Origin of the sequence: Chryseobacterium soldanellicola (assembly GCF_900100115.1) — a bacterium.
GTDB lineage: Bacteria > Bacteroidota > Bacteroidia > Flavobacteriales > Weeksellaceae > Chryseobacterium > Chryseobacterium soldanellicola.
Window position 1 is genome coordinate 981621 of the sequence record NZ_FNKL01000003.1, and the last position, 14601, is coordinate 996221.

The window sequence follows — 14601 nt, forward strand, 5'->3', positions numbered from 1 at the left end:
ATTTGAAAATACACCCATTTGAAAATGAAATCCAACTTTAATTTTCAGCTCTCTTACCCTCAAACACTAAAACACTCAAACTCAAAACCGGGAAAATCTATTTTATAAAAAACAAATAATGAATTAATATTCAACATTTTAAATATAAAATCCAGGTTCTTATTTTATTGTTATATTTGGAAATTCAGAAATTTTCTAGATTTTTTATGGAAACCCAAAAATATACTCCAACAAACAAAGTAAGAATTGTAACAGCAGCGTCGTTATTCGACGGACATGATGCTGCGATTAATATCATGCGTCGTGTGATTCAGGGAACAGGATGTGAAGTTATCCACCTTGGCCACGATAAATCGGCTGAAGAAGTAGTGAACACAGCCATCCAGGAAGATGCCAACGCAATTGCTTTAACATCTTATCAAGGCGGTCACAACGAATATTTTAAATATATCTACGACCTTTTAAGAGAAAAAAACTCTCCGCAAATTAAAATTTTCGGCGGTGGCGGCGGTGTAATTCTGCCAGAAGAAATCGAAGATATCATGGCTTACGGAATCGACAGAATTTATTCTCCGGACGACGGTCGAGAGCTTGGTCTTCAGGGAATGATCGATGATCTGGTTAAAAGATCAGATTTCGCGACAGGAAAGGATGTGACGGCAGATGATTTAGATTCAATTAGTTTTGAAAATTCTACAAGCATTGCTAAAATCATTTCTGCGGTTGAAAACTTCTCAGAAGAAAAACCGGAATTGGTAAAAGCAATCGACGAAAAATCAAAAGATTTAAACATCCCAATTATCGGTATCACAGGAACTGGCGGAGCCGGAAAATCTTCTTTGACAGACGAATTGGTAAGACGTTTCATCCGTTCAAATCCAGATAAAAAAATTGCCATTATCTCTATTGACCCTTCGAAAAAGAAAACCGGAGGTGCGCTTTTGGGTGACAGAATTCGTATGAACGCGATCAATGATCCGAGAGTTTATATGCGTTCAATGGCAACAAGAGAAAACAACGTTTCTGTTTCTCCGTTCATTCATTCAGCATTGAATGTGTTAAAATTAGCTCATCCTGATGTTATCATTCTGGAAACTTCGGGTATCGGACAATCAGGTTCGGAAGTATCTGATTTTGCGGATGTTTCCATGTACGTCATGACTCCTGAATATGGAGCTTCAACGCAGTTGGAAAAAATCGACATGTTGGATTATGCAGATTTAGTTGCTTTAAATAAATCTGATAAACGTGGTGCTTTAGATGCGCTTCAAGCCGTAAGAAAACAGTTCCAAAGAAACCATTTATTGTGGGAAAGTCCGTTGGATGATATGCCGGTTTATGCGACAAAAGCATCTCAGTTCAACGATCACGGAACCACTGATTTATATAATAGATTAATTGAAAAAGTTAACGAAACCCTTCGACAAGCTCAGGGTGACAATGCTCCAAAGTTTCAAGGTTTTGTTGAACAAGAAGTTTCTGAAGACATCACGATTATTCCTCCAAAAAGAGTTCGTTATTTATCTGAAATCGTTGAAAACAACAGACAATACGATGCGAATGTTGAAAAGCAGGCTGAATTGGCAAGAAAAATGTATCATATTGAAGGGGTTAAAAATTTCCTTTCTAATGAAACTTTAGATGCAGAATATCAAAAAGCTGAGAAAGATCTTCAGCAGGAAAATATCGACTTCTTAAAAAATTGGGATGATACGAAACAGGCTTTCAAAGCCGAGTTTTACTCTTATTTCGTTCGTGGAAAAGAAATTAAGGTTGAAACTTCAACAGAATCTTTATCCCATTTAAAAATTCCAAAAATTTCTTTACCAAAATACAATGACTGGGGCGACTTGATCCAATGGAAAGGTCAGGAAAATCTTCCTGGGGCATTTCCTTATACGGCAGGAATTTATCCTTTCAAAAGAACAGGTGAAGACCCGACAAGAATGTTCGCCGGAGAAGGAGGACCTGAAAGAACCAACAGAAGATTCCATTACGTTTCTGCGGAAATGGATGCAAAACGTTTATCAACAGCGTTTGACTCTGTAACTTTATATGGTCAGGATCCAGCTTTACCACCGGATATTTATGGTAAAATCGGAAATGCAGGAGTTTCTATCGCAACTTTAGATGATGCGAAAAAGCTGTATTCAGGATTTGACTTGGTGAATGCAATGACTTCGGTTTCAATGACAATCAACGGACCGGCGCCGATGTTGCTGGCTTTCTTCATGAACGCAGCGATCGATCAGAATGTTGAAAAATATATTGCTGAACATAAACTTGAGGCTAAAGTTGAAGCTGTTTTAAAAGCAAAATTCGACGACAAAGGTTTAGAAAGACCAAAATATAACGGTGAACTACCTCCTTCCAATAACGGTTTAGGTTTAAAATTATTAGGAATCACGGGAGATGAAGTAATTCCCGCTGAAGCATATGCCGAAATCAAAGCTAAGACGATCGCGACCGTTCGTGGTACCGTCCAGGCTGATATTTTAAAAGAAGATCAGGCTCAGAATACGTGTATTTTCTCTACTGAATTTGCCCTGAGATTGATGGGTGACGTTCAGGAATATTTTATCACCGAAAAAGTAAGAAATTTCTACTCGGTTTCTATTTCAGGCTATCATATTGCAGAAGCGGGTGCGAATCCGGTTTCTCAGTTGGCATTTACACTGGCAAACGGTTTCACTTATGTTGAATATTATTTGTCAAGAGGAATGGATATTAACGATTTTGCACCGAATTTATCGTTCTTCTTCTCCAACGGTATCGATCCTGAATATTCAGTGATCGGACGTGTAGCAAGAAGAATCTGGGCAAAAGCCATGAAACTGAAATACGGAGCAGACGAAAGAAGCCAGATGTTGAAATACCACATTCAAACTTCAGGACGTTCGCTTCACGCTCAGGAAATTGATTTTAACGACATCAGAACAACTTTACAGGCACTTTACGCAATTTATGACAACTGTAATTCACTGCACACCAATGCTTATGACGAAGCGATCACCACTCCGACTGAGCAATCTGTAAGAAGAGCGATGGCGATTCAGTTGATTATCAATAAAGAATTAGGTTTAGCGAAAAACGAAAATCCGCTTCAGGGTTCATTTATTATTGAAGAATTAACGGATTTGGTTGAAGAAGCTGTTTACGCAGAGTTCGACAGAATTACAGAAAGAGGTGGTGTTTTGGGTGCAATGGAAACCATGTATCAACGTTCGAAAATCCAGGAGGAATCAATGCATTACGAATGGCTGAAGCACACGGGAGAATATCCGATCATCGGGGTAAATACTTTCCTTGGAAAAGACGGTTCGCCAACGGTTCGTCCGGGAGAAGTTATCCGTTCGACTGAGGAAGAAAAGCAGGTTCAGATTGAAACGCTCCATAATTTCCAGCAAGCCAATAAGGATAAATCTGAAGCCGCTTTGAAAACCTTGCAACACGCTGCCATCAATCAGCAGAATTTATTTAATGTCATGATGGATGCCGTTAAATATTGTTCGCTTGGGCAGATTACCAATGCTTTGTTTGAAGTGGGTGGAAAATACAGAAGAAACATGTAGGTCCGTGTCGGACAAACAATTTTTAAATAATGGTGAATAATATTAGCTTTATAAACAAAAAAACCTCAAGGAATTTTCTTTGAGGTTTTTTATTTTAAATATTTATGTTTGCGAAATGAAACCAAAAGCCTTATTCAACTGGAGCAGCGGAAAAGATTCTGCGCTTGCCTTATATAAAACCTTACAAGAAAACCGTTTTGACATCACCTCCCTTCTTACGAGTGTGAATGAAGAATTCCAGCGAATTTCAATGCATGGGGTTCATGTTTCTCTTTTAGAAAAACAAGCCGAAAGTTTAGGTTTTCCATTAATTAAAATGGAACTTCCAAAAGAGCCATCCATGGAAGAATATCGGGATATGATGAATACAACAATGGAGAAAATAAGATCTCAGGGAACTACTCATTCTATTTTCGGGGATATTTTTCTGGAAGATTTAAGGAAATATCGTGAAGATCAGTTAAAAGAAATCAATATAAAAGCCGTTTTTCCGCTTTGGAAAATGAATACCGAAAACCTTATTCATGAATTTTTAAATCTTGGCTTTAAAACGATTGTCACTTGCGTTAATGAAACCTACCTCGATAAAAGTTTCGCAGGAAGAATTATTGACAAAGATTTTATTAAAGATTTACCTGAAAATGTTGATCCTTGCGGAGAAAACGGAGAATTCCATACATTTACCTTTGACGGACCGATTTTTAAAAATCCGATTCAATTTGAAATTGGAGAAATTGTAAAGAAAACCTATCCGAAACCAAAATCAAATCCGGAAGATCAGGATGAAGAATATGTTTTCTGGTTTTGTGATCTGATTTCAAAATAATTATCTAAAATCTTCGTTTTTGATGTAAATTAAAAACTACATGAGACCATTTTTGAGAATTGAAAAGCCTTGTGAAGAACCGTTTGAAAAAATGCACGATCTTCCCGATGGGAAATTCTGTGATCTGTGTTCTAAAAAAGTTTTGGATCTTTCAAATCTCAAAGACTCAGAAATTTTAAGTCTTATTCAGGAAAATAAAGGTGAAAAATTTTGCGGAATGGTTTTTAGAAATCAATTAAACAGACCGTTAATTGAACAAAGACATCAAGCTCAGGAAAATTACTCCAGAAAAACAAGTTTCACAAAAATCGCGGCCGGAGTTGCTTTAACGGCAAGTCTTGTTCATTCTTTTCCGGCTCAGACAAAAACAGTTACTAAAACAGAATTTGTTTCTCCCCAATCTAAAAAGGCTAAAGAAAATCAGAAAAAAGAAGATAAAACCGGCGATGGAAATGTTGTTATTTCAGGAAAAGTTTTGTTTAAAGGAACCAATACATCAAGCACGGAAACCACTGTACATTTTATTACTCCTCAAAAAGTGTATTCCTCAAAAACAGATTTTCAAGGATTGTACACTTTGGAAATTCCGAAGGAAGCTGTAAAAGAAGAAAATTTATTAGAATTTGATCCCGGAAATTATGATTATGAAGGGAAATTAATGATCTTCAAAAAAGAAGAATTACAGAAAAATAATATTATTTATCTTACAGAAAACGATGCAAGAAAAGAATATGGATATATTTCTGAAGGTATATACGCCAATGAAAAATCTCTCGTTTTCTTGGCCGGAAACAAATTAGACTACAAAACATTTAATAAAAGCTTTAGTATTTTCAGCGATAAATACGAAGTATATTACATCCCAAAATCTTTTAAAAAAGTATTCACTTCAGACGAAAATATCGACGATATTTATATAGCTTTTGTAAAACATTAGAATGCCTTACGCTTATATATTACAACCTCTTAACCGATATTAAGAGGTTTTTTTATACTTTTGATAAACCATTTCTTCAAAATATTTAAAACACACAACAAATGATCAAAAACAATTACTATTTTTATTTATTATTACTTATTTCGGTGAATTTTATTTCATGCAAAAATGAAGCGCCGATAAAAATTGTTGACAAAAAAGCAATTGCAGATTCTGCGGTTGCAGTTTTCGAGCAAAAATTATTGTCAAACCAGATCGATTCTGTATTTAAAAAATATAATTTTAATGCAAGTGTCGCGGTTTTTAAAGATACCGTTGAGATTTACAGAAAAAATAACGGCTTTATTGATATTAAAGCTCAAAAGAAAATCGACAATAACACCATTTTTTCTATTGCATCAATCAGCAAGCAATTCACCTCCGTTTTGATTTTACTTGAAATGGAAAAAGGAAAATTAAATGTTGATGATAAAGTTTCAAAATACATAAAGGATTTTCGCACCAAAGATTATCAAAACATTACTATCCATCAGCTTTTGAACCACACTTCGGGTTTGAATATTCTGGGCGACAAATTAATGTTTAAAAGCGGAAGCGGATTTTATTATTCCAACGACGGGTTCAATACGTTGGGGAAAATTATAGAAACCGTTTCCGGAAAATCTTATGATGAAAATATCCAGGAACTTTTTAATAAAACCGGAATGAAAAGCTCATCAACAGGAAATATATTTAAAGGAGAAAATTTCGCCGGAGCGTATCTCGGAACTGAAAATAACCCTGAAAAAATCGAAAATATGCCCAAAAGATTGGGGAGCAAGGAAATCGGAATTGCTGCAGGTGGTATTTTATCTACAATTGATGATCTTCATCGCTGGAATTCTATGCTTTACAGCGGAAAAATTCTACATCCGGAAACCTTTAAAAAATTCACCTCAAAAAGTTCGGAAAGACAACACCCGATTTTCGGAAAAATGGGGTACGGTTACGGAATTATGATGAATATCGGCAAACCGCTCTCCTATTTTCATAGCGGTTACGTAAAAGGTGCGCCATCATTGAATATTTATTATCCTGAAACTAAAACTTCAGTTATTATTTTATCAAATATCGCAGACGAGGAAAAAGGGAAAAGCACAGCCTTTAAACCCCATATTGAAATCAAGAAAATTACTGATATTTTTGAAAGCACTTTTGAGAGTTTAAAGAAAGACACACTGAAAGCCAAGTTACTTTGATGAAAAAATTATATTTCATAGCCATTTATCCACCTCAGCAGATTATTGATGAAATAAGGGTTTTTAAGGAAGACTTTGCCTTACACTTCAACAATTCAAAAGCACTGAAAAACGATGCCCATATTACTTTATTTCCTCCCTTTTCAAGAGAAACAGCGTTAGAAAATGATATTTTTGAAGCTTTCCGGAAAATCAACACTTATGTTCCGTCATTTGAAATTCTTTTAAACGGTTTTGGAAGCTTTCCCAATCCTAAAAATCCTGTTATTTTTGTTAAGCCTGAAGAAAATAATGACCTTAAAAATTTATATTTGAAAGTAAAAGAAAGGTTTAATTTTATTAATCGTTCCTTTACCCCGCATGTAACCGTGGGTTACAGAGATCTTAGCTACGAAAATTATCTTAAAGCCTGGGAAATTTATAAAGACAAAGAATATAAAACTAAATTTTTAGTTGATAAGATATTATTACTCCGTCATGATGGAAAATGGATTCCTATTGATGAGAAAAAATTAAATAATATTTAGATTAAAAACAAAAAAATCGACCATTACAGCCGATTTCATATTATAAATTTTATAATTATTCTTTGATAATCTTTTGAGAAATAATTAATTCCTTATCCTGAATGACGCTTAAAGTATAAGTTCCGGTCGGTAAATTATTAATATCCACATATAATGTAGACGAATCTTTTAGTTGAGATTTTACAGGAATTAATTTTCCTGAAGCATCATATAAATTTACATTGATATTTTTCGAGAAATCCTGTTTTCCTTTAATGTAAAATTCACTTGCAGCAGGATTCGGATAAATTGCAAATCTTCTTTCAACAGCCTGTATTTCTGATGTCTTCAGCGTTGTTTTATTCAACGTCCATGTTACATTTGTAAAGTGTAATGTACTGTGGTTGGTTACTTTTAACAATGTCGTATTATCATTAACAGAAAACAGAAGCGTATTATTTCCGTTGTTAAGCTGGCTTGGCGTGATGGTAACTGTATTGCCTGTTGCGGCAAGAGGAGTTCCGTTTAATGTCCAGGTATTCACCAGTGTATTAGGAATCGGCAAAATCTCATTAACGGTAAAGGTAACATTTGCATTCGCATTTACCATACTGCTGTTTGCAGGAGTGTAAGAATCGACCGGAGAAACCAGAGAATGGATTTTTTCAATAATTGCTTCCTTGCAGACAGAGCAAAACTGCTGGTTAAGATACCTCATCTCACAGCTTTGATGCGGGCGAAACCAACTTGGGCTTTCTGAATAAGGATAAACGCCGATACTATTAGTGCCTACCCAATTTTTCCATTTTATGGTGGCCGGATTAGAATTCTGAGTCTTATTCGGAGATTCTCCTGAGCCCGCAAACCAGTATTCATCGGCTAACTGACCGAAGGAATGCCCTAATTCGTGCACAACAATTTCGTTGGAAGAGCTGTTTAAAGAAGCAAAAGCATACGTTCCGCCGCAACCTCCATATTCTGTAGAATTCCCTAAAACATAAGTAATATCATAATCCGGAAGATTGGCAGCCAAAACCTGGGCCACTTTATTGGTAGAATTACTGTAAATACATCGGTGAACCCCAAAATCAAAGGAAGATCCCAAATAATTATTAGGATTTGAAACAGGAATTACAGGCTCTGTAACATCAGTCGCCGTTCCCGGATGCTTTACTCCTGTTTCGGGAGAAATTACTTTAATCGCATAAGCATTAAAATAATTTTTATATTCTGTGTAAGGGCTTTTTGTGAAAAGATAATTGACCGTAGACTGTGCCGAAGAAACAAAATTCGTCTGCTGGGCTGCTGTAAAACCGTCACCCATCACTGCAATATTGATGCGTTTGTCATTCGTACCGTTTTGCACAAGCGGAACGGTCTCAAAAACCTGAGAAAAGCAAAGCGTACTTATCAATAAGGAAAATAAAGTTTTTTTCATAATTATAGTTTTTGGGTGAATATTAATTGACTGCCTTTGGAAGTTACTTTCTCAATTTTAACCGCACTGATATTTTCAGAATGAGAATATCTTACACTGAATTCTGCATTTTGAAGAGAAACTTTCGTTCTGCTGATTCCATCTTCGTAGGTTTCCATAGAAGGATTTAATGGATCTTCAACTTTTTGCTTAATTATTTCCTTTCCGTTTGTATCGGTTAAAGAAATAATAAAATCGCCCGTTCTGGTAGATTTTTCATCAAAAATAGAATTTGACTTTAATTTTCCTTCCGTAATTTTCTTCTCCTGTAAAGTGATTTTTTCTACCCCTGAAGCATCTTTTTCCACCTTAAAGAAAAGATAGCCAATTTTATTTGAAGATTGATTTTTAGTTTCAGCCTTATCTATATTATTTCTATTCAAATCTTTCATTCCCTGAAAGTTGCAGAATAAAAAAACAGGAAGAATGAAACAGCTAAGTAAATTTTTCATAATCATTATTTTTGATGAAGTTAAGAATATTTCATAAAATATTGATTTCTTTTAAAAATATTTTTTACTCAGAAAACACTTCAGAAAGTCATATCTTTGACTCGATGATTTCAGAGAAGATAATTTTGGGCATAGACCCGGGAACGACAATTATGGGGTTTGGTATAATTTCCGTGATAAAAGGTAACATGGAAATGGTATCAATTCATGAGCTTTTATTAAAAAAATATCCCAATCACGAGACGAAGCTTAAACATATTTTTGATAAAACGTTGGCTTTAATTGATGAATTCCATCCTGACGAAGTGGCTTTGGAAGCTCCGTTTTTTGGAAAAAATGTACAAAGTATGTTGAAATTGGGCCGCGCTCAAGGGGTTGCAATGGCCGCAAGCTTGCACAGAAATATCCCGATCACAGAATATTCCCCGAAAAAGATAAAAATGGCCATTACCGGAAACGGAAATGCGAGTAAAGAACAGGTTGCGGGAATGCTTCAGAGCCTTTTAAAACTAAAAGAATTTCCGACAAAATATCTCGATGCTTCCGATGGTTTGGCTGTGGCGGTTTGCCATCATTTTAATTCCGGAACAATCAGCAGCGATAAATCTTATACCGGCTGGGACAGCTTTTTAAAGCAAAATCCGGATCGTTTAAAATAACAGACCGAATAGTATTTATTGATAATTATTTACTCTTATATTCCGAAGGAGTTACTGTAAAATCGGCGGTAGATTTCCCGTTTTTATCATAATAAGAATATTTAAGTGTTACATCATTATCACGAAAATCTTTCATATCAGCAGAAGTTTTTATAGCATTAATTGCTCCTTCTTTTGCTTCTTTTTTAAAATTATTGATTTCTTCTTCGGTTACGTTTTCCTTCACATCTTCGGTTAAGGTATAATTATATTTCAGCATTTTAGTTCCTGCAGAAACACTGTCTAAACGGATTCCGTCGTTGAGAATCTGGGGTGTCATTTTATTCAAACCTGCTGCCGCTTCTTTTAATTCATCATCAGTTGTTTTTTCTTTTTTACATGAAGTCACTGCTAATAAAAACAGAGCCAGTGTAAATTTTATTACATTTTTCATAACTGAATATTTTTCTGATTGGATACTTAAAGATAATATTTATTTAATAAATATGTAAATCACTTAATATCAACCATTTTACACTCAATTATTTTCTTTCATAGATATCATTAATTTCTCTTATTTTTCCGTTTAAAATATCATTGTATCGTATTGAAAATCTATTCTTCGTCAATTTTGTGTAGTATTCAACTTTTTTTATATCAAGATCTAGATAATAAAAATTACTTTCGGTTATAGTAATCGGAATTTTCCCTGAAGAGCTTTTTATTGAGCAATCTTTTCCTGTGACGTAATTTTTCGTTAAAAACAAATTATTGTTTTCTTTTTCAAACAACAATGTATAATTTTTAATACATTTTTGAAGAGGATATATTTTTGTTACAGAATCTTCTTTATAATTTTTTTCAATGAAAACCCAAGTTCCAAGGAAATATTTTGTATCGGCATTGGCTGTTGATTTGTTATTTATTTTAACCTGTGAAAAGCATATTTCAAACAATATTAATAATAAAAGACTTAAGTATTTTGTCATTTTAATGTTTTTAATAAAAAAAGAAGCCCTTTAAAAGGGCTTCTGACAATCTAATTATTTAAGAACTTTTTTGAATCTTTTTTATCATTATAATTAATGATGTAAGTTCCTTTTACCAGCTCCTGATTGATTTGAACCTCATCCGTTTTGGAAATTCCTTTTTGAATTAATTTTCCACTAAGATCATAGATCTGATAATTCCCAAATACATTATTTCTGCTTCCTACAAGCTTAAGCCTATTTTCTGCTTTTATATATACAATTTTAGTATCCGAATTATCTTTAACTTCTGATGTTCCCAATACATCTAAAATTTTCACGGCATAATCTTCCATTTGGCCATACTGAAGTTGTGAGCAAGCCGTAAAGTCCGGGATTGCAGCAGAATTAAATGTTGCCGCGTCTACTGCAACTCTCATTCTTAAATATGTATTTTTTACAGCAGTGGCCGGTGGGATAATATTACCTGTAACAGTTTTAGTGCCTCCGGAAGCCATATTATTGGCAGAAATATCATTAATAACTAATTCAGCAGCTTCAAAAGCGCCATTATTATTATAATCTATCCATACTTTTGTTCTGAATTTATCTGCCTGATTAAATCCATTCAGATAAGTTACATCTATTGGTGTAGCCGAGTTCGAAGGAATATCTGTATAATATGCAGGTCTTATACACGTTGCAGCAGAATAATCTGAATAATATATTGGAGCAGCCTCATCTGAATCATATCCGTTGCTCGTACTGCTTATAGTCCCAAAATCAACTTTGTTTGGTCCTATTGCAAAATTATTATTGGTCGGATGCGCTGTACCGGGAGGATTGCACTGCGCTGCAATAACAGAAACCGGCGACGGGATAACAACGGAAGGATCTTTCCCTGCGTTAGAATTCAACAGATTTTTTCTGTATTCCATCATAAACATAATCGCTCTGCTTCTCTGGCCGTCCGTAAATTTACGATTCGCATTCGTGTAATTCATTACATTATACTGTGTACCGTCATAATTCTGATTGGTACAAGGATCTGTAGCCGTATTATTCGGTATAGGATTTACACCATACATACTTCTTGATGGTGAGGTATCACAAACCCCGTCACCGTCTATATCGCAATTGTTGTTGACAGGACAAGTTGTCTGACTTGTATAATTTACCCCCTGAAAAGTATGATACAAGCCAAAAGCATGTCCCAACTCGTGCGTCAAAGTTGTATCACCCTGATTTTTTATAGTAGCCACTTTCATAAAGCTTTCATAGCTGTAATCATATGTATTCGGGAATGCGGCATATCCCATTAACCCATAGCTAAGCTGCTGCTGCCCATCAAAACCTATTACTACATAAATATTAAAATAAGATGTTTCCGGCCAGTGTGGCGCCACCTGATTTTTAATCATATAATCCGGAGTTCCATTATTACTGCTCATTTTTACTCCATATGAATCATAACCGGCAAGTGTGCTTCCGTTATATCTTACAATTCCGGTTGTTGCTTCACAGCTTGGCGCTCTTTTAGCCAACACAAGCTTAAAAGGCATAACTGCACCTCCTGTTGGCCCTGATCCTTCAGGATAAAAACCATTTCCATAAGTAGTAGCATACATTTTATTGGCTCTGTCGATCCAATCGATAATTTCCTGGTCTGATACGGTGAGATTAGCATTTGCCGGCGCCTGTGATTCAATCACGTGTACCACAACAGGAATTTCGTAAATCTGCCCTGTATATAATGCATTCCATGAGGTAGTTGCACCTACTTTATTGAAATAAGACTGTTTATTAGTTGCTGCAAAACGGGCTTCTGCTGCTGTTCTTTTTTCCTTTAATCCAGGATATTGCTTATCCATTTTCTCCATTACCGCATCAAAACCGCAATATTTTTCTAAATTTTGAGAAAATACATTAATAAATAAAATTAACGTCGAAATAATAGTAATTTTCTTCATTTATACAATTTTTGTTGTTTTATTTTAGGCAAAACTATTATTTTTTTATGAAATTACAAATTTTACAATAAAAATATAACAATATTATTTGAGCTGTCTTAATACTTAAAATATAACAAATTGATTTACAATAAATTAATAATAAAATCACAATTACTTGGTAAAACATATTACTATTTTTAACAATGGTACGGTTTTTAGTATTAATTTTGTATAAATTTTCATCATGAAAAACAACCAACAAACTATAAATCAGGTGAATCATAAAATAAATTGGTTCCAGAAATTTCTGATGGTATGTTCCGGAGGAAATATTCATATCTTAAGAAAAACACCGAGCGAATGGAATAAGTTTTCAGGAATTGGAGGCATTGTTCTTTTCACGGCCGTTTTTGCTACACTTTCTGCAGGATATGCGATGTACACGGTATTTGATAACATCTGGGCATCCGTAGGATTCGGAGTTTTATGGGGATTAATGATCTTTAATCTAGACCGTTATATTGTTTCATCCATAAAAAAAACAGGAACATGGTGGAACCAGATTTTAATGGCAATTCCACGTTTGATCCTGGCAACTTTCTTAGGAATTATCATCTCAAAGCCTTTAGAGCTGAAAATATTTGAAAAAGAAGTTAATAAACAACTGAATACCATTATTCAGCGAAATAAAAAACAGCTTCAGGGCGAGATGAACGGAAGAATTCTTCAGCAAAGCGGGCCTTTTGAGACCGAGAAGAAACAGATTTCCGATAAAACCGCTCAATACCAAAAATCTTACGATTCGGCATCCGTAGAGCTTGAAAAAGAAATTTTAGGTAAAAAATCAGGGTTAACAAGCGGAAAAGAAGGTTTTGGTCCTAATGCAAAACGTAAGCAGGAGCTCAAAGAACAAAGAAGGCTCGATCTGGAAAACTACCGGAAACAGTCAGCTTCAAGACTGGAATATTTAGACAAAGAAATCTCAAAAGTTTACACTCATCTTGAAACAGAAAGAAAATCTACAGAAACGGTTGAGGATAAATTCAATGGTTTTGCAGCGAGATTACAGGCTTTGGACGAATTAGGAAAAAATTCCGCGATCATTGCCTTGGCGGCATCTTTTATTATGGGGCTTTTTATCTGTCTGGAGATTTCCCCGGTTTTAGTTAAGCTTATTTCTTCGGTCGGGCCTTATGATTATCTGTTAGAAAAAACCGAAAATGATTTCCGCTTATATTCTAAAGAAAAAATCGAGAAAGGAAATGCATTAACAGATTTTAGGATTGATGATTTTAAGGATAACTTGAATAAGTAAAACGATTACAGTACAATAACTTAGCCTTTCAGTAAACACTGGAAGGTTTTTTATTTTCATAACTAAAATATATAAAATATTGTTTAACTTAGACTCACCTAACTATTAAAACTAAACCATTATGAAAAAGCTCTCTCTAGCATTTACTTTGCTATTAAGCATTATCTCTACATCTGCTTTAAAAGCACAAGCATCAGAACCTTTCCTAGGACAAATCGCATTCGTACCTTACAATTTTGTTCCTAAAAACTGGGCGGCCTGTAACGGCCAACTAATGTCAATTGCTCAAAACCAGGCACTGTTTTCCCTTCTTGGGACCATGTACGGAGGAAACGGAACCACAACTTTTGCATTACCCGATATGAGAGGAAGGGTACTTGTACACGAAGGGCAGGCTCCCGGAGGCCCTACAAACTATACCATGGGAGAAACCGGCGGCGCAGAATCTGTAACGTTATTGGTAACGCAAATGCCCGCGCATAGCCACACTGTAAACGCTGTAACAGCTGAAGGAAACCAAAATACACCAACTAATACACTTCCTGCAGATACAAAAACTTTAGACAAAGAATATTCTGACGCTACAGCCAACACGACTATGAAAGCTACAATGGTGAATCCTGCGGGAGGAAACCAGCCACACGAAAACAGACCTCCGTTTGTTACTCTAAAATGTATTATTTCTCTGCAAGGAATTTATCCATCGCAATTTTAATACCT

General features: G+C 35.0%; 13 protein-coding genes. 8 read left to right on the plus strand and 5 right to left on the minus strand.

Translation table 11 applies throughout. The features are described 5' to 3' along the window. Nucleotides 1-206: 206 nt before the first annotated feature. From BLT04_RS13905 to BLT04_RS13925, 5 genes are all read left to right on the plus strand, one after another. Nucleotides 207-3572: a methylmalonyl-CoA mutase family protein gene (locus BLT04_RS13905; protein ID WP_089756374.1), complete on the plus strand. Its 3366-nt coding sequence runs from the start codon at nt 207-209 to the stop codon at nt 3570-3572. 115 nt (nt 3573-3687) lie between these two features. Further along, on the plus strand, nt 3688-4398 hold the full coding sequence (locus BLT04_RS13910) for a Dph6-related ATP pyrophosphatase (protein ID WP_089756375.1): 711 nt from the start codon (nt 3688-3690) through the stop codon (nt 4396-4398). Nucleotides 4399-4438: 40 nt separating this feature from the next. Next, nucleotides 4439-5335 carry a hypothetical protein gene (locus tag BLT04_RS13915; protein WP_089756376.1) on the plus strand — a complete coding sequence of 299 codons (897 nt, stop codon included), beginning with the start codon at nt 4439-4441 and terminating at the stop codon, nt 5333-5335. A gap of 101 nt (nt 5336-5436) precedes the next feature. After that, a complete protein-coding gene (locus tag BLT04_RS13920) occupies nt 5437-6573 on the plus strand; it encodes a serine hydrolase domain-containing protein (RefSeq protein ID WP_089756377.1) in 1137 nt (378 codons plus the stop codon). Beyond that, nucleotides 6573-7100 (plus strand): 2'-5' RNA ligase family protein, encoded by a 528-nt coding sequence (locus BLT04_RS13925; protein WP_089756378.1) that lies wholly within the window; start codon nt 6573-6575, stop codon nt 7098-7100. Before BLT04_RS13920 ends, BLT04_RS13925 begins: the two co-directional genes overlap by 1 nt. Before the next feature lie 55 nt (nt 7101-7155). On the opposite strand, the gene BLT04_RS13930 is transcribed toward BLT04_RS13925, so the two are convergent. After that, on the minus strand, nt 7156-8517 hold the full coding sequence (locus BLT04_RS13930) for a T9SS type A sorting domain-containing protein (protein WP_089756379.1): 1362 nt from the start codon (nt 8515-8517) through the stop codon (nt 7156-7158). A 2-nt stretch (nt 8518-8519) separates the two neighbouring features. After that, nucleotides 8520-9008, minus strand: coding sequence for a hypothetical protein (locus BLT04_RS13935; RefSeq protein ID WP_139166249.1), 489 nt, complete (start codon nt 9006-9008; stop codon nt 8520-8522). Nucleotides 9009-9112: 104 nt separating this feature from the next. Between BLT04_RS13935 and ruvC the strand changes: the two genes are divergently transcribed. Beyond that, nucleotides 9113-9667 (plus strand): crossover junction endodeoxyribonuclease RuvC, encoded by a 555-nt coding sequence (gene ruvC / locus BLT04_RS13940; protein WP_089756449.1) that lies wholly within the window; start codon nt 9113-9115, stop codon nt 9665-9667. A gap of 25 nt (nt 9668-9692) precedes the next feature. On the opposite strand, the gene BLT04_RS13945 is transcribed toward ruvC, so the two are convergent. From BLT04_RS13945 to BLT04_RS13955, 3 genes are all read right to left on the minus strand, one after another. Then, the gene (locus tag BLT04_RS13945) at nt 9693-10100 is read right to left on the minus strand and encodes a hypothetical protein (protein WP_089756381.1); all 408 of its coding nucleotides are present in this window, start codon (nt 10098-10100) and stop codon (nt 9693-9695) included. Between the two features lie 88 nt (nt 10101-10188). After that, on the minus strand, nt 10189-10635 hold the full coding sequence (locus BLT04_RS13950) for a hypothetical protein (protein WP_089756382.1): 447 nt from the start codon (nt 10633-10635) through the stop codon (nt 10189-10191). A gap of 50 nt (nt 10636-10685) precedes the next feature. Continuing rightward, nucleotides 10686-12584 (minus strand): zinc-dependent metalloprotease, encoded by a 1899-nt coding sequence (locus tag BLT04_RS13955; protein WP_089756383.1) that lies wholly within the window; start codon nt 12582-12584, stop codon nt 10686-10688. 226 nt (nt 12585-12810) lie between these two features. Here BLT04_RS13955 and BLT04_RS13960 point away from each other — a divergent pair, with 226 nt between their 5' ends. Then, complete coding sequence (locus tag BLT04_RS13960) at nt 12811-13881, plus strand: DUF4407 domain-containing protein (protein ID WP_089756384.1); 1071 nt, start codon at nt 12811-12813, stop codon at nt 13879-13881. 121 nt (nt 13882-14002) lie between these two features. Then, nucleotides 14003-14596, plus strand: a complete 594-nt coding sequence (locus BLT04_RS13965; protein WP_089756385.1) for a phage tail protein — start codon at nt 14003-14005, stop codon at nt 14594-14596. Nucleotides 14597-14601: the final 5 nt, after the last annotated feature.